The following is a 26,662-nucleotide window of genomic DNA, read 5'->3' as shown; positions in this document are numbered from 1 at the left end:
CCGCATCACCGACAAGCGGCCACAATCACCGCCAATCGCGGACGTTGGCACCGCTTAGCTCGCTGAGACTACAAGCAGACTCACAAGATAAGGACGATGACGATGACCGAAGTGCTGGACGGGGGACCGTTCTTTCACGGCACGATCGCGGATTTGCGCGTGGGTGATTTCCTCAACGCAGGATACCGGTCGAACTATCGTCCTGAAGTGGTGATGAACCACATCTACTTCACTGCCATTGTGGACGGTGCCGGGCTTGCCGCTGAAATCGCGGCGGAACTCACCGAAGGCGACGCAGTCCCGCGTGTTTATGTCGTAGAGCCGACCGGGACATTCGAGAACGACCCGAACGTGACCGACAAGAAATTTCCCGGCAACCCCACTCGGTCGTATCGCAGCAGCGCACCGCTCAAGGTCACTGGCGAAATCACGCATTGGACCAGATTGACGCCCGAAGCACTGCAGGTGTGGAGAGAACGACTGACCGCACTGCTCTCAGACGAACGAGGCGAGATCATCAACTGATGCGCGGCGACACGCATCTTATGCTCATTGCGCGATCGAATCGCTAAAAGAAGACGGTCTGCAGGCCACCCATTCTCGCCGTTCGTTCGTGCCTCAATTTTTGGAGGGCTATCGGGACGCAATCGGCAGCCTTGTTCCGGTTCGCCGAACTCTCAATCGCGGGTTTGCGGAACCAGCGCATAGAGGTCCGCATAATCGTCCCGCAATATTTTCTTCTGGACCTTGCCCATCGTGTTGCGAGGCAGTTCGTCGACGAAGATCACCCGTTTGGGCTGCTTGAAGCGGGCCAGTCGTCCGTCGAGGGCGGCGATCACCGCCTGCTCATCAATCCCGGCGCCGTCTTCCTTGACGACGATAGCAGTGACGCTTTCGCCGAAATCGGGATGGGGCACGCCGATGATGGCGCTTTCCACGACGCCGGGAAGCTGGTCGATCTCGACCTCCACTTCTTTCGGATAGATGTTGTAGCCGCCTGAAATCACGAGATCCTTGCCGCGCCCGACGATCGAGACGTAGCCGCGGTCGTCCACCTGGCCGAGATCGCCGGTGACGAAGAAGCCGTCGTCGCGGAACTCGGCCCGGGTTTTTTCGGGCATGCGCCAATAGCCCTTGAAGACGTTCGGCCCCTTCACCTCGATCATGCCGGTGGCTCCCCGCGGCAGTTCGCTGCCCGTGTCGGGGTCGACCACCCGAAGCTCCACGCCCGGCAGCGGGAAGCCGACCGTGCCGGCGATCCGATCGCCTTCATAGGGGTTGGACGTGTTCATATTCGTCTCGGTCATGCCGTAGCGTTCGAGGATGGCGTGGCCGGTGTGCTCGCGAAAGGCGCGATGGGTATCGGCCAGAAGCGGGGCCGAACCAGAGATGAAAAGCCGCATGCCGGCCGCCGCCTCGCGGGTGAGGCCGGGGTGCTGCAGCAGCCGGACATAGAAGGTCGGCACGCCCATCATCGCGGTCGCCCGTCCCATCAATGCCAATATCCGGTCGGGGTCGAATTTCGGCAGAAACAGCATCGATGCGCCGGCAACGAGGATCGTGTTGGTCGCCACGAACAGGCCGTGCGTGTGGAAGATCGGCAAAGCGTGGATCAGCCGGTCGTCGGCTGTAAAGCGCCAGTAGTCCTTCAGCGTCAAGGCGTTCGACAGGAGGTTGTCGTGTGTCAGCATAGCGCCCTTCGAACGGCCTGTGGTGCCGGAGGTGTAAAGGATCGCGGCAAGATCGCCCGCAGCGCGTGCGACATCCGTGAATTCCGCATTCGCGCTGGAAGTCTTCTCCATCAGCGAACCGCCACCCAGATCGTCCAGCGTTTCGACCGTTCCGCCATGCGCCTTTGCGATCCCGCTTATGCCGGCCTCGGCGGCCGGCGCGCAAATGACGAGGCGTGGCTCCGCGTCGCCGATGAAATAGTCGAGTTCGGCCAGCGTGTAGGCGATGTTGAGTGGCAGATAGACGGCCCCGGCGCGCAGGCAGGCGAGATAAAGCATCAGCGCCTCGACGCTCTTTTCGACCTGGACCGCGACACGATCGCCCGGCTTTACGCCCGAGTCTTTCAGGACGTTGGCGATACGGCCGGAGAGATCGAGCATATCGCCATAGGTCCAGACGCGTCCCTCGGAGGTTTCGATGAAGGGCGCCTTCGTTGATGTGATCGCCGCGCGGACCGCATCGAACATATGGTTGCTCACGATGTCGTTTCCCTCTCTTGGCTATTGCCGGCGATCTGCAGTGCAACCCGTGGCGCCGAGCGATCGTTGCGCAATAGCCGTTTCACGGCCGTGGCCGCAACAACCTCGCCGCGTTCGATGAAGGCCTCGTGGTTGGCCTCGATGTCGTCGAGCTTGTAGAGGTAGTTGACCATGACGCCCTGCGACTGGCGCAGGGCGCGCCGCGACGGATCGGCGAGGAAGTTGACCCGTTCGAGCCGCGCGCCATTGCCGAGATGGAAACGGGCGACCGGATCGGTCGGCAGGCCGCGCTGGTTGCGGGTGCGCAGGAGATAATGCGCGGCCGCCGGCAGGATCGCCGCTTCGATCGCCGCCCGCGTTTTCGGGTCGCCGGGCCACTCCGGATGTTCGAGAAGGGTCAACGAATTGTGGTCGGCGTCGGTCAATGCGCCCGAGGGCGTTTCCATCTCCGAAGCCAGCCAGCGGGAAAAACCTGGCAGCGGCGACAGCGTCACGAAGGTTTCCAGCTTCGGCAGGTCGCGGCGCAATTCCTCCACCACCTGCTTGATGAGAAAATTGCCGAAGGAGATGCCGCGCAGGCCCTCCTGGCAATTGGAGATGGAGTAGAACACGGCCGTCGTGGCGTCCTCCGCCCGGATCGGCGCCCGGCCCTCGCCGAGCAGTTCGGAAATCGAGCCGGAAATCGACTTCGTGAGCGCGACCTCGACGAAGATCAGCGGCTCGTCGACAAGCTGCGGATGAAAGAAGGCGAAGCAGCGGCGGTCTTCGGGGTCGAGCCGGCGGCGCAATTCGTTCCAGTCGCCAATCTCGTGCACGGCCTCGTACCGTATGATCTTTTCCAGCACATTGGCCGGCGCGGACCAGTCGATCGGCGTCAACACCAGAAAGCCGCGGTTGAACCACGATCCGAAAAGATGGCTGAAATCGGCGTCCACGGCTTCCAGATCCGGGTCGACGGCCTTCTGGTCGAGGAGCGCCTCGCGCATCTGGACCAGCGTCGCGATACCGTTGGGCGCCAGGTTCAGCCGGCGGATCAGCTCCTGCCGCCTCGGTTCGGCGGCAACGTGCAGTTCACGCAGCGTCCGAGGCGAGCGCTCCTCGCGATAGGCTTCGATCGCCCGCTCCAGACGTTCGGGATCGGGGCCGAATTTTTCGAGCAGCATTGCCATGAACGCGCGGCGATCGTCATCGTCCGAACGCCGCCAGCGCTCCAGTATATCGCCCGCCAGCGCCATGCCGGAGGCTTCGCCCCGCCGCGAAATCAGGTTCTCGCATGCCCTTTCCAGGTCCCCGACGCCCGCAGGCAGCGGTTGCCGGCCGAGGGACAGAAGCCTGCGCCCCCTTTCGGCTATCGTCTGCAGCATGTCGCCGAAGATCGACGAGGTGTTCATATTCCGGCTCCGAGCATGTGGTTGGGCAGCCAGGTGACGATACCGGGGAAGACGCACAGAATTACGATGGCGAGCAGCATGACGAGCACATAAGGCAGCGCGCCCCACAGGATCTCCCGGGTGGGGATATCGGGCGCGATGGCGTTGATGACGAACAAATTAAGTCCGATCGGCGGCGAGATCAGCCCGATCTCCATGTTGATGGTGAGTATGATTGCGAACCAGTAGGGGTCAAATCCCGCCTGCATGATGATCGGAAACAGCAGCGGCGCCGACATCACGATGATCGCTACCGGCGGCAGGAACATGCCTGCCACCAGCAGGAACAGATTTATGACCGCCATCAGCATCCACCGGTTGACCTCCATCTCGGCGATCGCGCCGGCGATCGTCTGGGTGATGAACAGCGACGACAGGGCGAAGGCGAACAGTTCCGCCGCCGCCAGGATCATCATGATCATCACGCTTTCGCGCATGGCGGTGGTGAAGATGTTCGAGACCGGACGGAACTTGAACAGCCGGTAGGCGGCGACAACAACAACGATAGTAAGGAACGCGCCCGCGCCCGCGGCCTCCGACGGCGTGGCGATGCCGCCGTACAACACGTAGAGCGTTCCCGCTATTATCAGCAGGAAAGGCAGCACGCGCGGCAGGTTCGACAGCTTTTCCTTGATGGTATAGCGCACCGCGCGACCGGCGAAGTCGTAGCCTTTCCGCTTGCAGTCGTAGAGCGCCCACACCATGAACATGGCCGTCAGCATGAGACCGGGAATGACGCCCGCCATGAACAACCGGCCGATCGAGGTCTCGGTCGAGATGCCGTAGACGATCAACGTCACCGACGGCGGGATCAGAATGCCGAGCGTGCCGCCGGCCGCGATCGAGCCCGCCGCGACCGAGGACGGATAGCCGCGCTTGGTCATCTCGGGAATTCCCATCTTGCCGATCGCCGCGGCGGTCGCCGGCGATGAACCGGTCATGCCGGCAAAGATGGCGCAGGCACCGATGTTGGAAAGCACCAGCCCTCCGGGAACACGGTTCAGCCAGCGGTCGAGAGCCTGGTAGAGGTCTCCGCCCGCGGGCGAAGAGGCGACGGCCGCCCCCATCAGCACGAACATCGGGATAGAGACGAAGGCGAGGTTGGCGATGCCGGCATACATTGTCTCGGACATCACGTAGAACATGCCAATGCCGCCATCCAGAAGCAGCGCGCTTACCGCGGCCAAGCCAAGCGCGAAGGCGATCGGCATGCCGGTGCCGAGCAGCATGAAAAGGCCGGCGATGAGGAGCAGCCCGGCTGCGGTAGGGCTCATGATGGTGTTCCTTTGCTCGGCTCGATGTCCTTGAACGCCGAAATCTCCGGGTCGGGTTCGAGAGCCGCGGCGCTATCATCGGTGTGAAGTCTCAGGATTTCAGCGACATATTGCAGGCACAGCATCGCGAAACCGACCGGCACGGCGGAGTATGGAATCCAGAGCGGCGGAGCCCATACGGTCGGCGATGTCCACCCGTTCACCCAGGCTTCGTGAAAATTGATCCAGCCGGCGACCAGCATGATCGCGCAGAAGACCAGGCCGAGCCAGCACCCCGCCAGCCGCAGCTTGAGCCGCATAGCGTCGCCGACCAGATGCTCGATCACGTCGACGCCCACATGCCCCTTCTTCAGGAGCACGTAAGGCGCGCCGACGAAAATCGCGGCGGTCGCTGAATAGACGACGAAGTCGTTCTGCCAGATCGTCGCCTCGCGCAATATATAACGCACGAAGATCATCTGGCAGACCGCCAGCATAGCCAGCGCGAGCAGAAACGTGGCAAGTGCCCCCAGCGCCCGCGAGACGGTGCTCACGGCGCGGATATAGCTTTTGATCATTGTCGTACCGCTTTCGGGGATGACGGCGGCGCGGCTGGTCGTGACCCGCGGCCGCCGGAGGGGCTCACTTCACCGCGAGCGCCTTCTGGATCAATTCCTCGCCGCCTTCGACCTTCTCGGCGAAGTTCTTGTAGGAAGACTCCTTGGCAATCGCGAGCCAGGCGTCGTAATCCGCCTTGGACATCTCGACGACCTCGACGCCGGCCTTCTTGAAGGTATCGACCATGATCTGGTCGCCCTTCTTGATCTCCTCGCTGAAATAGGCTTCCGCCTTTTCGGCAGCGGCAAGGATTGAGTCCTGCTGCTCCTTGGTCAGGCCTTCATAGACCTGCTTCGACATGAGGATCGGCTCGTACATGAACCAAAGCGCGTTTTCGCCAGGGGCCGTCAGGCATTTGACCTGTTCGTAAAGCCTGTAGGAGACGAAACTCGCCGAGGACGTGTTGGTCGCGTCGAGCACGCCTGTTTGCATGCCAGTGTAGATTTCGGAGGAAGGCATCGAAGTGATCGACGCGCCAGCCGAGGCAAGCATCTCCTCGAATGCAGGCCCGGCCGCGCGGATGACCTGACCCTTGATCGTATCGGGGGCGGTGATACAGCCCTTCGTCGATGCGAAGGCGCCCGACAGCCAGGCGTCGGCGATGACGACGACGCCGGCTTCGTCGATCACCTTTTTGATCTCGCTCATGAATTCGGAATCGTTCAGCCGTTCTGCGCGGTCCAGGCTGCCGACCAGGCCCGGCATCAGCGTCGCCGAGAATACCGGGTGACGGCCGGACGCGTAGTCGAGCGGAAATGACGACATTGCGAGCAAGCCGCGCGTCATGGCATTCCATTGTTCGTTGGGCTTGTAGAGCGATGCGCCGGGATAGACCTGTATCTCCAGTCCGACATTGGCCGCAGCGACTTCCTTGGCGATGATCTGCACCATCTCGTCGCGGGGGTCGCCCTTGCCGCCTGGAAACTGGTGCGAGGCCTTGAGTACGGTCTGGGCCTGTGCGGCGCCGGCGACCATGCATCCGGCGGCGAGCGCCGTCGCCAGCCCGAGAATCTTCACAAAATTTTTCACTTATTCTCCTCCCTATTTTCCGGCCCTCCAGCCGATTGTGATGATTGACGCCAATCTTGCGTGCAGAGTCAATAGTCATGTATACAAGAAATCTGAAATTGCATAAAAGCGGGAAACATCCTTGACCACCAGCACGTTCCACAAACTGCGCGACGAGATCGAAAACGGTATCGTCACCGGAACTCTCGCGCCTGGATCGCGGCTTGACGAAGTGCAACTCGCCAGCCGGTTTGGCGTTTCGCGCACCCCGATCCGGGAAGCATTGATGCAATTGGGCGCCATCGGGCTTGTAGAGATAAGGCCACGACGCGGCGCGGTCGTGGTGGATCCCGGCCCGAACCGCATCTACGAGATGTTCGAGGTTATGGCCGAACTGGAGGGAATGGCTGGCTCACTGGCGGCGCGACGCTACACCGAGGAGGATCGGGCGAAGCTGCTTGCAGCGCATGCCAAATGCGAACTGTCGGCGACAAGCGGCGATACCGACGCCTACTATTACGACAACGAGATATTCCATCACGCAATCTATGAAGCCAGCCACAGCGGCTTTCTCTTCGATCAATGCAGCGCGTTGCACCGTCGTCTGCGACCCTATCGTCGGCTGCAGCTGCGCGTTCGCAACCGCATGAAGGTGTCGTACGGCGAGCATGACGGCATCATCGAAGCCATCCTCGCCGGAGAGGCGGAAAAAGCCCGCGGATTGCTGCGGAGCCACATCGCCGTCCAGGGAGACCGGTTTGGCGACCTCATCGCCTCCCTGGCCAGCAGCGGTCAAAATATGCTCTAACGGGCCGTTGTGCCAAGCTCGGCAATCTTGCTGACAGCGTTCAGGAGGTCGCTGTCGTAGCGAAGCTGCTATGAGGGATCTTTTCTCTGATTCTTGATGCAGACGCCGAATGATCGCCACCGCCCTCGAAATCCTCAAGACTGTCTACGGCTATGACGCCTTCCGGGGCGCGCAGGCGTCCGTCGTCGAGCACGTCGTCGCCGGCAACAACGCCTTCGTCCTGATGCCGACTGGCGGTGGCAAGTCGCTCTGCTACCAGATTCCCGCCATCATCAGGCCCGGAATGGGGCTCGTGGTGTCGCCGCTGCTAGCGCTGATGGCCGATCAGGTGGCGGCGCTACGGCAGGCAGGCGTGCGTGCGGCGGCGCTCAATTCCGACCTTCTGCCCGACGAGCGGCGCGCGCTATGGAGCGACGTCCACGTCGGCAATCTCGACCTGCTCTACGTCGCGCCCGAAACGCTGCTGCGCCCGGATATCCTAGAGCGGCTGGACGGCGTGAAGCTGTCGCTGATCGCTATTGATGAGGCGCACTGCCTATCGCAGTGGGGGCATGATTTCCGCCCCTCCTACCGGCAGCTCGACGCAATCGTCACGCGCTTCGCCGGCACGCCGCGCATGGCGCTGACGGCCACGGCCGACGAGCCGACGCGCGCCGAGATCCTGTCGCATCTCGACATCGCCAAGCAGGATGCCTTCATCGCCGGCTTCGATAGGCCCAACATTCGCTACGCCATCGAGGAAAAGGACAATCCGCGCGCGCAACTGAAGGATTTCCTGAAGCGGCATCAGGATGAAAGCGGCATCGTCTACTGCCTGTCGAAGCGAAAAACCGACGAGACCGCCGCCTGGCTGCGCGATCAGGGCTACGACGCGCTCGCCTATCACGCCGGCATGGACAAGACGGCGCGCGAGGCCAACCAGACGCGCTTCCAGCGCGGCGAGGCGGTCGTCATGGTCGCCACCATCGCCTTCGGCATGGGCATCGACAAGCCGGACGTGCGCTTTGTCGTCCATATCGACCTGCCTGCTAGCATCGAGGCCTATTATCAGGAGACCGGCCGTGCCGGGCGCGACGGCTTGGCCGCAGACACGCTGATGCTCTACGGCTCCGAGGATATCGCGCTGCGCAGCCGCTTCATCGAGGAATCGGACGCGCCGGACCAACGCAAGCGCATGGAGCGCCAGAAGCTGGACGCGTTACTGGGGCTTGCCGAGACGGCGGGCTGCCGCCGGCGGGTGCTCTTGTCCTATTTCGGTGACCATGGCGAGCCATGCGGCAATTGCGACACCTGCGCCGAGCCGCCGAAACTGTTCGACGGCACGATCGCCGCGCAGAAGGCGCTGTCATGCATCTACCGCACCGGCGAGCGTTTTGGGCAGGCCTATATCGTCGACGTACTGCTCGGCCTCGAGAGCGACCGCATCGCCCAGTTCGGCCACGACCGCATCTCCACCTACGGCATCGGCACCGAGCACGACAACCGGACGTGGCGGGCGATCCTGCGCCAGATGATCGCGCTGCGCTTCGTCGACGTCGATCTGGCCGGCCATGGCGGCCTGTCGATCGCGGCGGCCGGCCGCGACTTCCTGCGCGACAAGCCGACCCTGATGCTGCGCGCGCCAGGAGCCCCGCGCGCGCGACGCCATAAGGTCACGCACAGCGCAGTGCAGTCTACCGTCGCCGATGGGGACCGTGACCTGTTCCAGGCGCTACGGCAGAAGCGCACGGAAATTGCGCGCGCGCAGAACCTGCCGCCCTATGTCATTTTTCACGACAAGACGCTGATCGAATTGGCGGCGGCCCGACCTGCCTCGCGTGCCGAAATGGCGGATGTCCCCGGTATCGGTGAAGCAAAGCTCGACCGCTACGGCCCAGCCTTCTTGGCGGTGATCGCCGAGCACGTATCATAAGGTGGCCACAGGACGACCTGGGTCGCGAGCAGAGCGTGGCGCTCCCCGTGGTGAACCTAGCCCATAGTGCATCCTCCATCATCAGAAAGATTGCACCATCAAAATGCAGGATCAAACGGCTAACCGTGGCAGGTCACTGCCAGTGCCCCAGCCAACCTATTCTGGAATTTCCAGGCGAACGGCTCTGACGTAGAGTTCCCGGACATCGCGGTCCACCTTGCCGATAAGCCTTATCGGGGTTTTGGATGTCACCTTGCGATTTCGCCAGAGATGCCGATTGATTTCAGTGCGCATCTCGCCGGTTGCGTCGCGAAAGATGTAATAGGTGCCGCGAAGGTGTTTGACGACGTAGCCCTCGAGGGTAACGTCCTGGCCCCGCCGCGCCGTCCGTGCCTGTTCAACCGTGCTGAGATGCTTGGAACTGCTTGGCCCCACGAACTGCGCGGATGCACTGGTGGCGAGAAAAGCTGACAGGAAAAGCGTTACAAGAATTCTCTTCATTGCCGATGCTCCAATGTACCGAGAGGCACGTATACGGCGTCGAGCGGCATTTTACACCTCTAAGTTACCGCGTAGCTCAATCTGTTCGGCCATATGCACGGGCGTCAAAATGGCGCCTCTTCGGCATCGACTGCATCGCCCGGATCGGCCGAATCCAACCCTGTCGGCCGACGGGTGCCGGTAACCCAGCCGACAGACAGAGTTTGTTGCAAACGGTTTCCAAACTTCACGGCGATTTCACGAGACCTGAAAATCCGGCAATGGCCAGCAGGCTCAATGCCCACCCGATTACCGATTGGAAGTAAAAGTAGTTGATCGCCAAAGTCCCTCCGGGTTTGGGAGGGTCGGGCCGCCAGAATGCCTTTTGCCCTATTTCGATGACGGGCAGGAGCGTGTCCAAAGAGTACATCCATGCGTTGAATTCGGGATAGCTGGAAACTTCCCACTGTTCTCGAAAGCAGGCCAATTGCGACTGACCGGCCTCGGCTCTGCCGTTTGCAAGCTGTTGGGTTACGGTCAGAAAACGTTGCTCCGAACGGTCAACCCCGCAAAGGGTCCATTCCGGCGAACGCAGAACTACTGCACTGTTGGGTTTGAGAGCGCCTAGCCGGTCGGCGTTGGCATAAACCGCGACGCCGGCCGCCCAGAAAAGGCAAAGCCAGACAAATGCGAGCAGCGGTTGGCGTCCGTACGCAACCGTCGCGGCGAGAACGACGTCCTGTACGAGCAATATCGCCCGCAATATCGGGTTTGATGCGCGCGAACGCCGGGCACGGCGCTGCAAGCGCTCTTTGACGATGAGCACCGCTCGCGCGTCTTCGACATGCCCCATCTCGCGAAAGACAGACGCCAGTTGTTCATAGGGTTGCGGCCAGAAATCCTCTCCCCATCGTTCGGGCGTTTGGCGCGACAGCCAGTCTAGCCGGCTGCGGGCATCGACCGGACTGTTGATAAAGCCGCCATAGCGACAACGGTTCAAGAGGAGATCTCCCTTGCGTGGCCAGCAGGCCTCCTTGTCATGTATCGTGCCGATGGAAGCGCCGGTCAGAACCAATGCGCCACTCGGTCTCGCATCGCCGTCCAGAAAGAAAGCACCTTTGATTTCCATGCGGCTCATATCGAGAGCGTTGCCGCCTGGATTGTTCAGAACCGCATCGGTGCAATCGAGGTCTCCCTCGATCCTGGAGGCAGTGAACTTCGTCTCTCCGTCGATATGCACTTTCTTGAGTATTATTCCGCCGCGGTTTTCCATCTCCGCAGCGGCGATCGCAGTCCCATCTGTCCGCGAAATTGCTGCTCCGGTGCAGTCGAAGTCGGCAACCAGCTTGGCGCCGGACAGATTGATCCCGCCATCGAGCGTGCTGCCCCGCGCAAAGATGCTTCGCACCTCGATCGCTTCGGCATTCAGCGCATAGCCACCGGTGACGCGAACGGTGACGCCATCGCATTCCAGGTTGCCGCCCAACCGCGCCTCTGGAATGCGGATTTCGCCAAGAACCTGCGCTCCACGCAGATAAACCCCGCCTCGAGCTTCCATCCGTTCCGCCTCAAGTCCGGGGAGGGAGGAGCCATCCAGAAACAGACGATTGATGATGGCTGCCCGGAGCACCGGTGGTGCCTCGAAGTGACAATTGCTGAGGCCGATGTCGCGGGTGATCAGGCAGGCTTCTAGATCGAGAACGTCGGTGATCCAGGCGCCGCTGATCCGGACGCCTTTCTCGTGGGGCCGACATCCATCTTCGCCGCCAAGCATAAGGAAGCGCAGAAAAGCTGCCCGGACCACGCGGCTCGGATCTGGCTTGGCGGGACATGAGCCGTCGCCGAGCCTGTCAACGGCGCCGGTGAGAAGCCGGGCAACAACATCTTCCTCCGCCGTCAAAAGGGGTTGGAAGTTAGCCAGGCGCATTGTGCCGAAGGCCCAAAAGCTCATCCGATCCAGGTGTGCTGTTGTGTCCTTTCATGCGCCAATCCATTTCTGATTCAGACATTAGATCGCCGGCACGCCTGGTCGAAGCACTTCGGATGCCGGAACAGGATCTCGAATATCTTCCAAGCATTCCGGCCGCTCACGGTTCTTCGGTCGGGGACATCCATCACTTTCTCCTGGAGTTGGAGAGCGGAAACGGCAATGCCGTTCTACGCCGCGGGTGTCGAATCGCTTGCCTCCTCCGACGCACGCTGAAGAGCATCGCGCAGAACCTGCTCCTTGGCTTCGTCGAGCGACGTCTTGAGGACAACACCGCCAAAGCCCTGGATCTGTTTCAGAACCTTGTCCGAAGTCATCTCCTGAACGAGCAGGAAGAGCGCGCCATTGCCCGGCTCTATGCTGGCGGACAGGTCTTTCATGAAAGCATCGTTTATGCCGACATCGGTCAATGCGCCGCCGAGCGCACCCGAGGTGGCGCCAACCGCTACACCCACAAGCGGATTGAGGAAGAGAACCCCGATCAACAATCCCCAGAAGCTGCCGGAAACGGCCCCTGTTGCCGTGGTATTTATAAGCTGGTTCAGCTTTATTTTCCCCGCTTCGGTTTTGGTGGCGATAACGGCGTCGCCGAGCTTGATCACATATTCCTTTTGCAGTCCGAGCAGAGTTTGGCGGACTTCTTCGGCCTTCGATTCGGTTGGGTAAACGATCACGATCAGGTCGGACATGGAGGCTCCTGCGGAAGGCAGCCATCAGGGCTGCGTAAGGGTGCCCCGTATTTTAGGGCGTCGAGCGCCCGAAGAAATCAGCCCGGAATCCTGCTGGTGTGCTCCATGTCTCTTTTTTGACCCGGCGGCGCCGGGATTTCGATTGATGGACCTTGTCGATGGCACAAACTGCATAGCAATCACCCATGGACGGACTAACCTGCCCTCGCTATCGGGAAGAAATTCATGGATTTTCCGGTTAGCGCTCGGATTGTCGGTTTTCACGGCAGGGTTTAAACATCGGCGACTCTAAATAAAATAATTGCAAAATTCCAGTACATTAGGAATTGGAATTAATTGGGTCGACTGTTTATATGGAACATTCCTAATGTATCAGGAATCTGCCTTACAGCCGTATAACGAACACCTGAGACAAAATTCTCAACTTAAGCAATCTCTATTCTTTACTACGCTCATATTTCCCGCTGAAGATCAATTCGATGCCTTCCGTTCTTCCTACCGAGAAGTGATGGACATATCGTTTGTCGACGGTGAGGCCGAACGCTTTCCCGCAAGTCAAATGGTTTGGGACCTGGGTAGAATGGTGTTCACGCGAACCAAGCTTCCTGGCAAAGGATATGCCCACCGCCGGAAGCACTTGAACAAACGCGCGCTTGATCATTGGTATATCGATTTGCCATTTCGCCCGTCGGTGCCAGACCGTGGGCATAACGGGGCCATGCCCGAATTGCACTGTCTGGCCACCTCATTGGAAACTGAAGTCGACGATGACGGCATGCTTATGCTTTTCATCCCTTATGACCTGTTCACCTCGACTGTCGTGCTCGATCGGATGTTGGACGTCCAATTCGAGGGAGGCCTTGGGAAGTTGCTTGCAGACTATCTGTTCCTCCTAGACCGCTCACTGCCGCAATTGCAGACAGCGGAGGTTCCCCATGTCGTCGAGGCCACCCGTAGCCTTGTCGCTGCGTGTCTTGCGCCATCACGAGATCGGTTAGCGGAGGCCCAGGGCCCGATCGATGCGACACTGTTGGGACGTGCGCGTCGATTGATCGACGGCAAACTTACGAGCCCAGAGCTTAATTCGGATATGCTGTGCGCTGACCTTGGCGTGTCGCGCTCCCGCCTCTACAGGCTGTTTGAGCCCCTCGGCGGGATCGCTTCGTATATTCGAAGGCAAAGGTTGCTCCGCATACGTGCCGCACTGTCCGACAGCATGGATGGACGATCCATATCCCGGATAGCCGGACAGTGGGGGTTCGTCGACGCGTCGGCTTTCAGCCGAACGTTCAGGCACGAATTTGGTATCTCGCCGAAAGAAGCCAGGGATATCGGATGGGCAAGCGACGGCTTTGCCGTCGCTCGCGAAAGTCTGGAGCGATCTGAAAGCCCGCAAACACTTGGCCAAGTGCTCCGTATGCTCACCGCGTAGACAGTGCGTCCAATTTTTAGCGCAAGGGAGGTGGGGTAGGTCGACCCGTCAGGGCTCTCCCAAGCGGGCCACAACCTTACCCGCCGCATCGAGAAGCGCCAATTCTCCATTCTGAACGGCGGCAGGATCATATCGAACACATCATCTTCGGATGCGACGCACATCGACGACACGGCCATTGTGCGCGCTCACCGCAATCTCGAACCGGCTGCCGCCGCGCCAGGCCCGATAGATGAGGAACCGGCCGCGGCAATCGATGCGCCGGATATCCCGAAAGCCACGATTGCGCAGGATTCTCTCGCCACCCCGACAGGTGATCGCCCGGCCATTGTTCAGGCTGGTGCCGATAGTCAGGTTGATCGTGACTGCTTGCGCTGGCGTCGACAGCGTCATGGGCAGCATGGCAAGAGTGAGACCGAAACCCAGGCAAGCGAACAACCGACGATGCATCATATCCTCCATGACGCGTTTGTGTGAAATCAAGTCGTCAAGGCGACGGTTGTCAAGGAAATGCCGGGGCTCGCTTCAAAGTCGGGACAGACTGCCCAGGATTTGGATTCTGTGCCCATGACTCTTTCGCGTCGAGGGCTAAGTTGACCGCCAAGGTGGTATTCTAGGCGGGTCTCGGTACCCGTTGTCACCCCTGTGGAGAACGCTTGTCATGCCTGACGAACCCAAGGGCGGCCTTGCTCGCCGCGATTTCATGATTGCATCGTTTGCCACGGTCGGCGCTTCGGTTGCACTGGCCGCTGGTTCGAAGGAGGTGAATGCCCAGGAGACCTCGGCGCCCCCAGCCGATGCGTCATCGGGAACGACCTACACCGGCGAGGTGATCCAGGGGAAAAAGGTCGTCAGCGCGCTCGACGTCAACGACCTGGAACCGGGGCAGAAACACTTTTTGTATTTTCAGGGCGTTCAGATGCCCACCGGGCAGTTTTGGTATGTGTCCGTGATGGTCGCCAAGGGGGCGAAGCCGGGCAAGCGCTGCGTCCTGACCAGTGGTGTGCATGGCGATGAGATGAGTTCCATCCATACGGTCCAGACGGTGATGAACCAGCTCGATCCGGCTGAGATGTCGGGCACGGTGATGGCCGTTACCGATGTGTCGCGCCCGGCCCTCGAAAGCATGCAGCGCCGATGGCCCAATCAGGGCAGGGGCATCGACCTGGTCGACATGAATCGGGTGTGGCCCGGCAACGAGAACGACATCACCGCGCCCAGCCGGCACGCCGGGCTGCTGTTCAACCGGCTGCTGCGGCCGAACGCCGACTTCGCGATCGACTTCCATACCGGAACGACCGGATTCGAGGTCGCCGCATTCAATATTGCCGAGATGGACGTGCCCGAGATCAAGGCGATGGCGGACCTCTACCCTGTCGGCCAGATCTTCAACAACCCTACATATCCCAGTGTTCTCCATAACGCGTTTAACGCCGCGGGCATCCCGTCCTTTTGCCCGGAGATCGGGGCTGCCCGCCACCTGGACCTCGAGATGATCGCGCTGTTCGTGGAAGGCACGACGAACGTGCTCAAGCATCACGGCATCATCGCCGGGCCAATGGGCCGCACGGGCAAGGACGTTACCGTCTTTGTCGGCAACAGTGCGTTCCCGATCCTGGCAACTGAGGGCGGGATCGTTGAGCATCTGGTCAAGCTCAACGACAAGGTCGAGGCCGGACAGAAGGTGGCCATCCAGCGCAACAGTTTTGGCGAAGTGGTTGCAGAATATACGAGCGGCGTGACCGGAGAGGTGACGGGCCAACGCAGCGACGTCATGTCCGAGCCCGGCAACCCGCTGGTATTCATCCTTTTCAACCAGCAGGGGCCGGACGACGCGGAGACGTATCCCGAATGAGATTGCGCGGAAGATTATTGCCGGATTTAGGCTGTTGAGTTCATCAATGTCGAGGGGGCAGCGAGTTCCGGCACTCTTTGCCTGACGCATCGCAATCCAAACCCGATAGAGCTTTTTGCCCAGCCGAAACCTCGATCGCTGGGGCGTTGGTTATTTCCGCTATTCGCTCAGTTCGGACCTGCGAGACGGCCTTGCCTCGATCGGCGCCGGGCTGCGCGACGGACAGGGCATTGAGGCTTTCCATAACGTGGCGGTCACGCCGTGGTTTTCTGCGGCAGGCGATCTATAGGTAGTGCGACCGGTTGTAGTCGATGCATCGACTGCTGTGACCGCCGCGATCCGTACAAGATTGAGATTCCAATCTAAGTCACAGAAACCAAGAACGACGATGTCGAGTGTCCGCTGTCAGAGGTTTGGGGATTTGTGGCCGCCTGATTTTGTGGGCGCGATTTCGATCGATCCATTTTCCTCATTTGCATTCTCTGCCACCTTGCCGCTCTTGAAAACTTGATGGGGTATTTGCGGCGCGATCGTGAGGGCCGCGACAATCAGGAACTCTTCATGTCAAAGAATGCTCTCCACCTGGCCATGCTGTTCAGCCTTCTGGCCGTCGGCAGTTCGGTTGCACAAGAATCGCCTCAAGCCAAACAACCGGTCAGGGTCGGGCTTTATCTGAGCCCGCCATTTGTCGCCCAAGAGCAAGGCCATTTCACGGGGATGGCGGTCGAGCTTTGGGAGTCGCTCGCAGAAGCGCAAGGCCTTCAGACCGAATACCGCACGCTCCCGACGGTCCGTGCTCTGATCGACGCTGCTGCGAACGGCGACATCGATGTCGCCGTCACCAATCTCACCATCACGCAAGGCCGGGCGCAACGCATCGATTTCACCTATCCATGGTTCGATGCCGGACTGAGGATAATGGTCAACGAACGTCAAGGCACAGGATTTTTGGAGGTCCTGGCGGGATTGAGGGACTCAGGATTCCTTCGCGCCTACGCATGGCTTGCCTTTGTCGTCGCGGCAGCGACCGTGCTGCTGACCGTCTTCGACCGAAAGTTTGACCCCAACTTTCCGCGCCGATGGCGTGATGGCGTGGCGGAGAGCTTCTTCTCCGTCATGTCGATTGTCGCAGGCAAATCATCCGGCCGAAGGAATATCCTTGGTTGGGTGGGGCGGGTATGGCAGGGTTTGTGGCTGGTATGCGGGATTGCCGTACTTGCATTTGTCACCTCATCCGTGGCGAGCGTGATGACGACCCTCTCGCTGACCAACCAGATCAACAGTCTTGACGATCTTCCAGGCAAGGCTGTCGGGGTATTCACCGGGAGCGTGTCGGAAGATTTTGCCCGCGGTTCGGGGCTCGACTTGCAATCCTTCCCGAACATTGACGAAGCCGTGAGGGCTTTGCTGGACGGCGACATCGCGGCGATCATCGGCGATGCCCCGGTGCTCGAGTATTATGCTCATACGCACGCCGAACAACGTGTCGACGTCATCGGAGGCGTCTTCGAGCCGGATAAGTACGGCTTTGGACTTCCTCTCAACAGTCCCTTGACCAGGCGGCTAACTGTCGAACTCATAGGCGCACATGAACGTGGTCTCGTGGAAGAGTTGCACACCAAATATTTTGGCGAGTCGCCATGAGCGGGGCGGTGATGACGGGATAGCACCGAGCGGCCAAGGGTTCAGCCGTCCAGCCAGGCGGCGAGGCCGTCCAGTGTCTGCAGCCCGTATTCCACCGCGCCGAAGCCGATGACCGCTTGACGCCGCTTGGCGCTGGGGTGGAGTTGGCGCATGGTTAGCACGGTCTTGCCGTCAGCCTGTTCGTCGAATGTAATCGTCATGTGGAAGCGCTCGGGATCATCAGGCTCCGGGGTGCCGTAGTCCACCACGATCAGTTCGTCAGGGACGATCTTGAGGAAGCGCATCATATTGGGGAAGCGCTGCTCCTTGCCCTCGAACATGCCCACCATGTCGAAGCGCCATACTCCGCCTTCGCGAATATCGGCCTCATGGTTCTCGATGGCGAGGCCGGCCGGGCCATACCATTGGGCGAGCGCCTTGGGGTCCATCCAGGCGGCGAAGACCTTGCTGCGCGGGTGCTTCAGCAGCTTGACCAGAACGATCTCGCGGTCGAGCGACCAGGTCTCAAACAGGTTTGCCATATCCTTCATCATCCTATTCCGTCTTGTCCAGGTAGACTTCCAGCCGATCCAGCCGCTCGGCCCAACGCCGGCGCTCCGCTTCCATCCAGTCAGCCGCCTCGTCGAAGCGCGTCGGCACCAGCCGGCACCAGCGGCTGCGTCCGCGCTTCTCGCTGGCGATCAACCCGCAATCTTCCAGCACCTTGAGATGCTGGGCGAAGGAGGGCAGCGCCATGTCGAAAGGCTCGGCCAGGGCGCTGACCGGCACCTCGCCCTCAGCCAGCCGCGACACCACCGCGCGGCGGGTCGGGTCGCTGAGAGCGTGAAAGGCGAGGTCGAGGGGGGTGGAATGGTAAGGCATATGCCTTAGTAAGGTGAGTCGGAGCGCTCGTCAAGAAGATTAAGGCACTTGCCTTAGTATGCGCAGAGGGGCCGCCTCCCGACTGGCAACTCCAGACCCCAGTTCGGCAATGCGGCTTGGTCGCGCCTGGCGCGTGCCGTTTTCGGCAAGCCTGTTGCGGGGGCGTGGGCGCGGGGCTACTGATTGGCTGGCCGAAACGATGACCAATCCGACGTGAAGACATTTCCCGATGTTCCCGACGGTGCCGGTGGCCGGCACGGCTCCGAAACGGAGATCGCGTCCGGCGTGAGGATTCCGGACACGGCCGAGATATCCGAAGCGGCGGCAGGCGCGGTCCTGACCATCGATCTCGGCGCCATCCGCGAAAACTATCGCCGGCTGAAGGCGCTGCTCGGCGGGGCCGAATGCGCTGGCGTGGTGAAGGCCGATGCCTATGGGCTGGGGGCCGCGCGGGTGGCGCGCGCGCTGGCCAGGGAAGGCTGCGACACGTTCTTCGTCGCGCATGTCGCCGAGGGCATCGCGCTGCGCTGCGCGCTCGGGGCGGGACCTTCGATCTACGTCCTGAACGGCATCCCGCCCGGCGCCGAAACGGATTGCGCAGCGCACGGCCTCGTGCCGGTCATCAACAGCCTGGAGCAGCTTGCGGCCTGGCGGCGGATGGCGACCGCGCGCGGCGACAGGCTGCCGGCGGCAATCCAGGTCGACAGCGGCATGTCGCGGCTAGGCATGACGCCGGCCGAGGTCGATATGCTGGCCGCCGATCCCCATGCCCTCGACGGCATTTCCGTCGACCTGGTGATGAGTCACCTGGCTTGCGCCGACGAGCCGGACAATCCGGCCAATGCGTTGCAGCGGCGGAATTTCGACAGCCTGCGGGCAAAGTTGCCGCCGGTGCGGGCTTCGCTCGCCAATTCGTCGGGCGACTTTCTCGGCAACGACTACCACTACGATCTCGCCCGCCCAGGCGTGGCGCTCTATGGCGTCAACCCGACGCCGGGACGCAGCAACCCGATGCTGCCGGTCGTCAGCCTTCACGCGAAAGTCATCCAGACCCGCGACGTGGCCGCCGACATCGGTGTCGGCTATGGATACAGTTTCCGCACATCCAATCCGCTGGCGCTGGCGACGATTTCGCTGGGCTATGCCGACGGCTGGCATCGGCGCGCTTCCGGCGCCGCTTTCTTCAACGGCGTGCGGCTGCCGTTTGCCGGGCGGGTGTCGATGGACAGCATCATCCTCGACATTTCCGCGCTGCCAACGGGCTCGTTGAATGCCGGCGACCTGGTCGAGATGATCGGCGAACACCAGACAGTAGACAATGTCGCGGCTTTTTCCGGCACCATCGGCTATGAGGTGCTGACCAGCCTAGGGCGGCGCTTTCACCGGCGGTATGTGGGTGGATGACAATTCGGCGGTACCATACCCGGATCTCGACCTAAGACCTGTACCCGCAAGCGGTTGCACTGCGCTTCTCAACCCCAAGAGGAGAAGGTGTCTCGCAGGCCCGTGTCATCAAGCCTCACCATCTCGATTCGGCATTGACCGGCGCCGGGCGGGACCGCCTATTGTGCGGCGAAGCGAAACCATGCGGCTTCGGCAGGGGCAGGCACCATGAAAATTCTCATTCTCGGCAGCGGCGTGATCGGCACCACTACGGCCCATTATCTGGCCGAGGCAGGTCATGAGGTGGAGGTCGTCGACCGGCAGAAGGGGGCCGCGTTCGAAACAAGCTTCGCCAATGCCGGCGAAGTTTCGCCCGGTTATTCGTCGCCGTGGGCGGGTCCGGGCATCCCGGTGAAGGCGATCAAATGGCTTTTGATGACGCATGGCCCGCTGAAGATCCAGCCGGTGCTCGACAGCCATCTGTGGACCTGGATCCTGTCGATGCTGCGCAACTGCACGTCGGCGCGCTACGCGGTGAACAAGGCGCGCATGGTGCCGATCGCCGAGTACAGCCGCGACTGCCTGCGGGCGCTCAGGCAATCCACCGGCATCACCTATGACGAGCGCAGCCAGGGCACGCTGCAACTCTTCCGCACGCAGAAACAGGTCGACGGCACCGGCGGCGACATCGAGGTGCTGAAACAGTTCGGGGTGCCATACGAGGTGCTCGATCCGGCCGGCTGCATCGCCGCCGAGCCGGCGCTCGTTTCGGTGCGGGAAAAGTTCAAGGGCGGGCTGAGACTGCCGGGCGACGAGACCGGCGACTGCCAGATGTTCACCACCAAGCTGGCGGAACATGCGGCGGCGCGTGGGGTGACGTTCCGCTTCGACACCAAGATAGACGGGATCGTCCTGGAGGCGGGCAGGATTGCCGGTGTCTCCACCAGCGCCGGGCTGCTGACGGCGGACGCCTATGTGGTGGCACTCGGAAGCTATTCGCCGAAGATATTGCGGCCGCTCGGGCTTTCGATCCCGGTCTATCCGATCAAGGGGTATTCCATCACGGTGCCGATTACCGACCCCGACGGCGCTCCCGAGTCGACCATCATGGACGAGAGCTACAAGGTGGCGATCACCCGGCTCGGAAACCGCATCCGCGTCGGCGGCACGGCGGAAATCTCCGGCTACGACCTGCAACTGCGCCAGGCGCGTCGGGACACGCTGGAACATTCGGTTGGCGACCTGTTCCCGAAAGGTGGCGACCTGTCCAAGGCGAGCTTCTGGTGCGGGCTGCGGCCGATGACGCCGGACGGCCCGCCGATCATCGGTCCGACGAAATTCCCGAACCTCTATCTCAACACCGGCCATGGCACGCTTGGCTGGACCATGGCCTGCGGCTCGGGAAAGGTGCTGGCCGACATCATTTCCGGCAAGAAGCCGGAGATCGATACGCGCGAACTGGGATTGAGCCGGTACGGCCGCTGAAGCTATTTCAGCGAGCGCGGCTTTTCCTCCGACTGATACATCGAGACAGTGTGGCCATCCGGGTCGGCGATCTCGGCCGACCAGCCGCCGGGAGCGTGGCTGACCGGCGTGACGATGGTCGCGCTTTTCTCGGCGAGACCGGAAACGATGTCGTCGATGCCGCCATCATCGATACTGAAGACGATGATCGGCGAATTGCCGGGCCGCGAATCCTGCTGGAAGAAGATGAGTTCGATTTCATTCACCGTGCGGGCCATCAGCCAGGCGTGGCCGTCGCCGTCATCCTCCATGCGCTCGACGTCGAGGCCGAGGACGTCACGATAGAATTTTTCGGTCCTGGCGATGTCGGACACGTAGTAGCAGACGGCGCCGAGTTGGGATTTGCCGAACATTTTTCACTCCTGATGATTGGTACGCTTCCCCGTTGCCGCGGCTGTGGGTTTTGTGAGCCCACCGATGACAAAAAGATGCCCGTCGGGATCGTGGCTGGCGAGGACTGCCTGTCCGTGACGAACGGCGGCCAGAAGCGATTGCCTGATGCGGCCGAATTCCAGCGTGCCGGAAAGGCCGGACATGCCGGCAATATCGCCGCCGCCAAAGGCATGCCAGCGCCGGCGAATGTCGGCGAGCCGCTGGCGGAACGCGGTGTCCGGCAGGCGCTGAAGCCAGACGATCTCCTGCCTCGTATGGCCGGTAAGGGCGAGGAGCGCGGTGGTGCGCAGCGACGGCGGCAGGGAAGCGACGAAGCGCCGGGGGAAATCCGGCGACTCGGCCTGCCGGGCGTCTCTCTCGGACCAGTGCGTTTCGCGCTGCCGCCTGCGGGCGGCGGAGCGGGCATCGAAGGCTGCCCGCTTCCTCAGCGCGCCCTGCAGCCAGCGGCGGACAGGACAGGTCCGCGCGGCCCGCCTCGACCGCGGCGAGCAGGATGGTCTGAAGCAGGTCCTCGGCCTCGTCGGCGCGCCGCGCCATGCAGCGCGCCTGCCGCAGCAGTTCGACGTAAGGACGTGACAGCAACTCCGCCCTCTCGCTGCAATGCTTGGGACGATAGCAAAAAACTCATGCCGGCCGAAAGGCGCCGATCGCGGCCGTCACAAGAACAGGCTGCGTTCTCGTTCCACCGTCTTGGCGATGAAACCCGCGACAGTCTGGATGCGGCGCAGCGGGCGGACGCTCTCATGGTAGACCAGCCAGTAGGCACGGCGAATCTGCGGGATCGCGACCACTGGAACGAGGTCGGCGTGCGCACGCGCGATAAAAGCATGCAGGATGCCGATGCCGGCGCCGGCGCGCACCGCTTCGACCTGGCCGAGCGCCGACGATATCGAGAACCCGGCATGCCAATCCGCGCTGAAGTCGGCGGCGTAGTCGAGCGACGGGCTGATCACCAGGTCCGGCACGTAGCCGACGAGCCTGTGCGCCGGCAGGTCGGCAGTGGATTGTGGCAGGCCGTGCTTGTCCACATAGGCGCGCGAGGCATAGAGGCCGAGCGCGTAGTCGACCAGCTTGGCGGCGACCAGCCTGCCTTCGGTGGGGCGCTCGACCGTAATCGCGATGTCGGCCTCGCGCCGCGACAGCGAAAACGAGCGCGGCACCGGCACGAGCTGGATGGCAAGGTCGGGATACTGGGCGGTGAGTTCGCCGAGTCTGGGCGCCAGGAAGGCGACGCCGAAGCCATCCGGCGCGCCGATACGCACGGTGCCCGACACATCGTCGCCATCGCCCGACACCTCGGCGCGCGCCGCGATCATGTCGACCTCCATGCGCTCGGCGATGCCGAGGAACCGCTCGCCGGCCGGCGTCAACTCGCTGCCCGTGGTGAGCCGGCGGAAGAGCTTCGTGTTGAGCGCCTGCTCGAGTGCCGCGACGCGGCGGGAGACGGTGGCGTGGTTGAGGTCGAGTCGCCTTGCGGCGCCGAGGATCTGGCCGGCACGCGCGACGGCGAGGAAGATGCGGACGTCGTCCCAGTTCATTGAAGCAGCCTCCGTTCCCCTCCCCTCAAGGGGGAGGGAGACGCGACTGCGACCTTTGCACTAAATCGCGTCTGCTGCAATCTGGTATCGATTCTTCGCACAACGGGTGCTTTTCCGCTCGCGTTGCCATTTCCTTGCGGAAGCGGGACAATGGGCCATCAAACAATCAGGATCAGGGAGAGAACGATGGTCGAGTACGGTCATTTCATCGGCGGCAAGAATGTCGCCGGCGCCAGCGGGCGCAAGCAGGACGTGATGCAGCCGATGGACGGTTCGGTGCGCGGCACGGTCGCGCTGGCCTCCGCCAAGGAGCTCGGCGAGGCGGTCGCCAATGCCAAGGCGGCGCAGCCCGCCTGGGCGGCAACCAACCCGCAGCGCCGCGTGCGCGTGCTGATGAAGTTCCTCGAACTGGCCGCGCGCGAGAACGACGCGCTGGCCGACATCCTGGCGCGCGAGCACGGCAAGACCATCGCCGACGCCAAGGGCGACATCCAGCGCGGCCTCGAAGTGGTGGAGGTGTGCATCGGCGCGCCGCACATGATGAAGGGCGAGTTCACCGACGGCGCCGGTCCGGGCATCGACGTCTATTCGATGCGCCAGCCGCTCGGCGTGGTCGCCGGCATCACCCCGTTCAATTTCCCGGCAATGATCCCGCTGTGGAAGATCGCGCCTGCGATCGCCTGCGGCAATGCCTTTATCCTGAAGCCTTCGGAGCGCGACCCGGGCGTGCCGCTGAAGATCGCCGAACTGTTCCTCGAGGCGGGGCTGCCGGCAGGCATTCTCAACGTCGTCAACGGCGACAAGGAAGTGGTCGACGCCATCCTCGACCATCCCGACATCAAGGCGGTAGGCTTCGTCGGCTCGACGCCGATCGCGCAGTACATCTATTCGCGCGCCTCGGCCAACGGCAAGCGCGCGCAGTGCTTCGGCGGCGCCAAGAACCACATGATCATCATGCCGGACGCCGACATGGACCAGACCGTCGACGCCCTCATCGGCGCCGGCTATGGCTCGGCTGGCGAGCGCTGCATGGCGATCTCCGTGGCGGTGCCGGTCGGCAAGGAGACCGCCGACAGGCTGATCGAGAGATTGATCCCGCGCGTCGAGAGCCTGAAGGTCGGTCCGTCGACCGATTCCTCGGCCGATTTCGGCCCGCTGGTGACGAAGCAGGCGCTGGAGCGCGTCAAGGGTTACGTCGACATCGGCGTCAAGGAAGGTGCCAAGCTGGTCGTCGATGGCCGCGGCTTTACCATGCAGGGCTACGAGAACGGCTACTACATGGGCGGCTGTTTGTTCGACGAGGTGACGCCGGAGATGCGCATCTATCAGGAAGAGATCTTCGGGCCGGTGCTTTCGGTGGTGCGGGCGCCGGCCTACGAGAACGCGATCCAGCTCGCCAACGACCACGAGATGGGCAACGGCGTCGCCATCTTCACCCGCGACGGCGACGCCGCCCGCGACTTCGCATCACGTGTCCAGGTTGGCATGGTCGGCGTCAACGTGCCGATCCCGGTGCCGATCGCCTACTACACGTTCGGCGGCTGGAAGGGCTCGGGCTTCGGCGACCTGAACCAGCACGGCCCGGACGCCTTCCGCTTCTACACCAAGACGAAGACGGTGACTTCGCGCTGGCCGTCGGGCATCAAAGACGGTGCGGAGTTCGTCATTCCGACGATGAACTGAATCTGGCTTCAGGCCTGGACAGAAAAAGGAGCGGCTCTTGCTGCTCCTTTGTTTTCGCGGGACTATCGCCGCCACGGGAATATTGCACGCAATGCCGGATCGCGCAGCCACAGGCCACCCCACATGAACAGGCCGAGATAGATCGAGAACAGCGTGTGGCTGAACAGCGGGCTGCCGGCCCTCATCTGCGTCGCCATCGCCCCGCCGAACAATCCCATGAACAGGACCGCGCCAAGCACGTTGGTGCGGGGATAGATGTAAAGCAGCGTCAGGATCAGCTCCAGGATCCCGATCGGCAATGCATAGCCGGCAGGCCAGCCGAGAGTAGCCATGATCTCTTCGGCGACGGGCATGCCGAGCAATTTCGGCGACACCGAGGCGCCGAGCATGAACAGGACAAAAAGCCCGGACAGCGCGTAGCCGATCCGTGTCATCGTTGTTTCACTCATCTCAAAATTCCCTCCAAGGTTGACGAGATGCCACGAAGGACGTGCGTGGCGGTTCTGTTCCGACATCGAGCGACAAAAAATTTGAAGGCCGGTTGCGAATGCGGACAAGGATACACGCGGCGAACGGTCGTCGCTCGCCCCGTTCAGCGATTGGCGGCTGCCCTGTCGCGCTGACGGCCACGAAAGACGCCGATGTTCGATGGAACCAATTCGACGCGTTGCGCTTTGATTGATATCGGCGTGCGGCTGGGGACTGCCTGCCGGAAACTGGAAACATGCTTGAGCGCGGTGTCTGCGGTGCGATTGTCGCCGGGGTGCCGTTTGCGCGGGCTACAGGAGGTGTCGCATGACACGCAAGTTCCTCGCATGCGCGACCGCGGTCGCGATGTTGCCGCTCTTTTCCAGCGCCGCATTCGCCGCCGTTCCGTGCGGCTCCCGCGATGAGATCGTCAAAAAACTCTCCGAAGAGTTCAAGGAAACCCCACAATCCGTGGGGGTCGTCAACCAGGACGCGGTGGTCGAAGTCTTCGTGTCGGAGAACGGCACCTGGACGATCATCGCAAGCGACACCGACGGCAAGAGTTGCGTACTGTCGTCGGGCGAAGGCTGGGAAACCAACGTGCTGGCGGCGCTGCCGGACGCCTGAAACGCGTCGCGCCGAACAGGGTTTCGACGGCCGCGCTTCAGATTCCTTGATTTGATGCATGTCGTTATCCGGAAACCGAGGATACTTTCGGGCGACATGCATCAGGCGCTCGACCCTAGCGCAAGGCCGCTTCCGCGTTCGATCGCAGCATCGTGATGAGGCGTCCGGCGGCTTCTCCGGCACCGTCTTCGTCGCCGCCCAGAATGGCGCCAACCAGGCCGATGTGGTGTCCGGCGGATTCCGCCAGGCCGGTATCGGCCTTGTAGCGGAACCAGAAACGCCGGCTGTGCGTCTGCAGCGGAGCGGCAAGGCGGGCAGCGAAAGCATTGTCGGAAGCGAGCGCCAGCGCGTCGTCGAGCGCCTTGTCGGCTTCGAGGAAGGCGACGACATTGCCGCTGGCCGCCGCCTCCTGCATCGCGTTGCCGGCCTGCTTGAACAGTTCGGCGGCGCCCTGCGTGACGAAACGGGCGGCGGAGCGGGCAAGGATGGTCTCGACGCCCAGCCGCGCGTCAAGCACACGCAGCCAGTCGCCGGCGTGCAGCGGGGCGATGGCGATGCCGGCACGGGGCCGCACCTCGAGCAGCCCTTCCCACGCCAGCCGCTGGATGGCCTCGCGCACCGGCGTGCGGCCAAGGCCGAGCCGTTCGATCAACGCGCCTTCCGTGGTCGTGGTGGACGGCGCCAGCTCAAGCGTCACGATTAGCCGCTCCAGCACACGATACGCCTTTGCGGTGACTGGCTCGACCGCCGCCCTTTCAGCTTCGTCCCGCATTCGGCCTCCAATGATATATTTTTGATATATCACGCGGCTTCGGCGATTGACAGTCGCTTCGATCTTGTAATATATCATTGATATATC

Annotated in this window: 28 protein-coding genes; 12 read left to right on the top strand and 16 right to left on the bottom strand. The window is 62.1% G+C overall.

Going from position 1 to position 26,662, the window contains the following annotated elements; genetic code table 11:
• Positions 1-102: 102 nt before the first annotated feature.
• Positions 103-525, top strand: coding sequence for an NAD(+)--rifampin ADP-ribosyltransferase (gene arr, locus OHD58_RS03435; RefSeq protein ID WP_263801664.1), 423 nt, complete (start codon positions 103-105; stop codon positions 523-525).
• 152 nt (positions 526-677) lie between these two features.
• Here arr and OHD58_RS03430 read toward each other — a convergent pair whose 3' ends face one another.
• From OHD58_RS03430 to dctP, 5 genes are all read right to left on the bottom strand, one after another.
• The gene (locus OHD58_RS03430; protein ID WP_263801663.1) at positions 678-2,210 is read right to left on the bottom strand and encodes a malonate--CoA ligase; all 1,533 of its coding nucleotides are present in this window, start codon (positions 2,208-2,210) and stop codon (positions 678-680) included.
• Positions 2,207-3,601 (bottom strand): malonyl-CoA decarboxylase, encoded by a 1,395-nt coding sequence (locus tag OHD58_RS03425; protein ID WP_263801662.1) that lies wholly within the window; start codon positions 3,599-3,601, stop codon positions 2,207-2,209. The genes OHD58_RS03430 and OHD58_RS03425 overlap by 4 nt, the downstream gene beginning before the upstream one ends.
• Complete coding sequence (locus OHD58_RS03420; RefSeq protein WP_263801661.1) at positions 3,598-4,914, bottom strand: TRAP transporter large permease; 1,317 nt, start codon at positions 4,912-4,914, stop codon at positions 3,598-3,600. The genes OHD58_RS03425 and OHD58_RS03420 overlap by 4 nt, the downstream gene beginning before the upstream one ends.
• Entirely contained in the window at positions 4,911-5,471 is a 561-nt protein-coding gene (locus tag OHD58_RS03415; RefSeq protein WP_263801660.1) for a TRAP transporter small permease subunit, read from the bottom strand. Before OHD58_RS03415 ends, OHD58_RS03420 begins: the two co-directional genes overlap by 4 nt.
• 64 nt (positions 5,472-5,535) lie before the next feature.
• A complete protein-coding gene (gene dctP / locus OHD58_RS03410) occupies positions 5,536-6,486 on the bottom strand; it encodes a TRAP transporter substrate-binding protein DctP (protein ID WP_263802683.1) in 951 nt (316 codons plus the stop codon).
• 175 nt (positions 6,487-6,661) lie between these two features.
• Between dctP and OHD58_RS03405 the strand changes: the two genes are divergently transcribed.
• Both OHD58_RS03405 and recQ read left to right on the top strand, forming a co-directional pair.
• On the top strand, positions 6,662-7,327 hold the full coding sequence (locus tag OHD58_RS03405) for a GntR family transcriptional regulator (RefSeq protein WP_263801659.1): 666 nt from the start codon (positions 6,662-6,664) through the stop codon (positions 7,325-7,327).
• A 109-nt stretch (positions 7,328-7,436) separates the two neighbouring features.
• Positions 7,437-9,239 carry a DNA helicase RecQ gene (gene recQ / locus OHD58_RS03400; protein WP_263801658.1) on the top strand — a complete coding sequence of 601 codons (1,803 nt, stop codon included), beginning with the start codon at positions 7,437-7,439 and terminating at the stop codon, positions 9,237-9,239.
• A 156-nt stretch (positions 9,240-9,395) separates the two neighbouring features.
• Here the strand turns inward: recQ and OHD58_RS03395 are convergent, their stop codons facing one another.
• From OHD58_RS03395 to OHD58_RS03385, 3 genes are all read right to left on the bottom strand, one after another.
• Positions 9,396-9,740, bottom strand: coding sequence for a YgiW/YdeI family stress tolerance OB fold protein (locus tag OHD58_RS03395; RefSeq protein WP_263801657.1), 345 nt, complete (start codon positions 9,738-9,740; stop codon positions 9,396-9,398).
• A 226-nt stretch (positions 9,741-9,966) separates the two neighbouring features.
• Entirely contained in the window at positions 9,967-11,670 is a 1,704-nt protein-coding gene (locus OHD58_RS03390) for a hypothetical protein (RefSeq protein WP_263801656.1), read from the bottom strand.
• Between the two features lie 206 nt (positions 11,671-11,876).
• A complete protein-coding gene (locus tag OHD58_RS03385; RefSeq protein ID WP_263801655.1) occupies positions 11,877-12,395 on the bottom strand; it encodes a DUF1269 domain-containing protein in 519 nt (172 codons plus the stop codon).
• Positions 12,396-12,762: 367 nt separating this feature from the next.
• Between OHD58_RS03385 and OHD58_RS03380 the strand changes: the two genes are divergently transcribed.
• Positions 12,763-13,827, top strand: a complete 1,065-nt coding sequence (locus OHD58_RS03380; protein ID WP_263801654.1) for a helix-turn-helix domain-containing protein — start codon at positions 12,763-12,765, stop codon at positions 13,825-13,827.
• Positions 13,828-13,968: 141 nt separating this feature from the next.
• Here the strand turns inward: OHD58_RS03380 and OHD58_RS03375 are convergent, their stop codons facing one another.
• A complete protein-coding gene (locus OHD58_RS03375) occupies positions 13,969-14,277 on the bottom strand; it encodes a hypothetical protein (protein ID WP_263801653.1) in 309 nt (102 codons plus the stop codon).
• A gap of 211 nt (positions 14,278-14,488) precedes the next feature.
• Between OHD58_RS03375 and OHD58_RS03370 the strand changes: the two genes are divergently transcribed.
• The 3 genes from OHD58_RS03370 to OHD58_RS03360 all read left to right on the top strand — a co-directional run bounded on the left by OHD58_RS03370 (position 14,489) and on the right by OHD58_RS03360 (position 17,326).
• Positions 14,489-15,682, top strand: a complete 1,194-nt coding sequence (locus OHD58_RS03370) for a succinylglutamate desuccinylase/aspartoacylase family protein (protein ID WP_263801652.1) — start codon at positions 14,489-14,491, stop codon at positions 15,680-15,682.
• A gap of 115 nt (positions 15,683-15,797) precedes the next feature.
• Positions 15,798-15,971, top strand: coding sequence for a hypothetical protein (locus OHD58_RS03365; protein WP_263801651.1), 174 nt, complete (start codon positions 15,798-15,800; stop codon positions 15,969-15,971).
• Positions 15,972-16,192: 221 nt separating this feature from the next.
• Positions 16,193-17,326: a transporter substrate-binding domain-containing protein gene (locus tag OHD58_RS03360; protein ID WP_263801650.1), complete on the top strand. Its 1,134-nt coding sequence runs from the start codon at positions 16,193-16,195 to the stop codon at positions 17,324-17,326.
• A gap of 41 nt (positions 17,327-17,367) precedes the next feature.
• Here OHD58_RS03360 and OHD58_RS03355 read toward each other — a convergent pair whose 3' ends face one another.
• Positions 17,368-17,856, bottom strand: coding sequence for an SRPBCC family protein (locus tag OHD58_RS03355; RefSeq protein ID WP_263801649.1), 489 nt, complete (start codon positions 17,854-17,856; stop codon positions 17,368-17,370).
• Between the two features lie 4 nt (positions 17,857-17,860).
• Positions 17,861-18,187 (bottom strand): ArsR/SmtB family transcription factor, encoded by a 327-nt coding sequence (locus OHD58_RS03350; RefSeq protein WP_263801648.1) that lies wholly within the window; start codon positions 18,185-18,187, stop codon positions 17,861-17,863.
• 273 nt (positions 18,188-18,460) lie between these two features.
• Between OHD58_RS03350 and alr the strand changes: the two genes are divergently transcribed.
• Both alr and OHD58_RS03340 read left to right on the top strand, forming a co-directional pair.
• Entirely contained in the window at positions 18,461-19,591 is a 1,131-nt protein-coding gene (gene alr / locus OHD58_RS03345) for an alanine racemase (RefSeq protein ID WP_263802682.1), read from the top strand.
• Positions 19,592-19,798: 207 nt separating this feature from the next.
• Positions 19,799-21,055 carry a D-amino acid dehydrogenase gene (locus OHD58_RS03340; RefSeq protein ID WP_263801647.1) on the top strand — a complete coding sequence of 419 codons (1,257 nt, stop codon included), beginning with the start codon at positions 19,799-19,801 and terminating at the stop codon, positions 21,053-21,055.
• Positions 21,056-21,057: 2 nt separating this feature from the next.
• On the opposite strand, the gene OHD58_RS03335 is transcribed toward OHD58_RS03340, so the two are convergent.
• A complete protein-coding gene (locus tag OHD58_RS03335; protein WP_263801646.1) occupies positions 21,058-21,447 on the bottom strand; it encodes a VOC family protein in 390 nt (129 codons plus the stop codon).
• A 3-nt stretch (positions 21,448-21,450) separates the two neighbouring features.
• Positions 21,451-21,630 carry a hypothetical protein gene (locus tag OHD58_RS03330; protein WP_263801645.1) on the bottom strand — a complete coding sequence of 60 codons (180 nt, stop codon included), beginning with the start codon at positions 21,628-21,630 and terminating at the stop codon, positions 21,451-21,453.
• 139 nt (positions 21,631-21,769) lie between these two features.
• On the opposite strand from OHD58_RS03330, the gene OHD58_RS03325 reads away from it, so the two are divergent.
• A complete protein-coding gene (locus OHD58_RS03325) occupies positions 21,770-22,063 on the top strand; it encodes a hypothetical protein (RefSeq protein ID WP_263801644.1) in 294 nt (97 codons plus the stop codon).
• An 80-nt stretch (positions 22,064-22,143) separates the two neighbouring features.
• Here OHD58_RS03325 and OHD58_RS03320 read toward each other — a convergent pair whose 3' ends face one another.
• Positions 22,144-23,025 carry a LysR family transcriptional regulator gene (locus OHD58_RS03320; protein WP_263801643.1) on the bottom strand — a complete coding sequence of 294 codons (882 nt, stop codon included), beginning with the start codon at positions 23,023-23,025 and terminating at the stop codon, positions 22,144-22,146.
• 186 nt (positions 23,026-23,211) lie between these two features.
• Here OHD58_RS03320 and OHD58_RS03315 point away from each other — a divergent pair, with 186 nt between their 5' ends.
• A complete protein-coding gene (locus OHD58_RS03315; protein ID WP_263801642.1) occupies positions 23,212-24,708 on the top strand; it encodes a CoA-acylating methylmalonate-semialdehyde dehydrogenase in 1,497 nt (498 codons plus the stop codon).
• Positions 24,709-24,770: 62 nt separating this feature from the next.
• Here OHD58_RS03315 and OHD58_RS03310 read toward each other — a convergent pair whose 3' ends face one another.
• Complete coding sequence (locus tag OHD58_RS03310; RefSeq protein ID WP_263801641.1) at positions 24,771-25,157, bottom strand: DoxX family protein; 387 nt, start codon at positions 25,155-25,157, stop codon at positions 24,771-24,773.
• 346 nt (positions 25,158-25,503) lie between these two features.
• Here OHD58_RS03310 and OHD58_RS03305 point away from each other — a divergent pair, with 346 nt between their 5' ends.
• Positions 25,504-25,803 carry a hypothetical protein gene (locus OHD58_RS03305; RefSeq protein WP_263801640.1) on the top strand — a complete coding sequence of 100 codons (300 nt, stop codon included), beginning with the start codon at positions 25,504-25,506 and terminating at the stop codon, positions 25,801-25,803.
• A 115-nt stretch (positions 25,804-25,918) separates the two neighbouring features.
• Here the strand turns inward: OHD58_RS03305 and OHD58_RS03300 are convergent, their stop codons facing one another.
• Complete coding sequence (locus tag OHD58_RS03300) at positions 25,919-26,575, bottom strand: GntR family transcriptional regulator (RefSeq protein WP_263801639.1); 657 nt, start codon at positions 26,573-26,575, stop codon at positions 25,919-25,921.
• Between the last annotated feature and the right edge of the window lie 87 nt (positions 26,576-26,662).

Origin of the sequence: Mesorhizobium sp. ZC-5 (genome assembly GCF_025753855.1) — a bacterium.
Classification (GTDB): Bacteria; Pseudomonadota; Alphaproteobacteria; order Rhizobiales; family Rhizobiaceae; genus Neomesorhizobium.
This window is presented reverse-complemented; position numbering and strand designations above follow the sequence as displayed.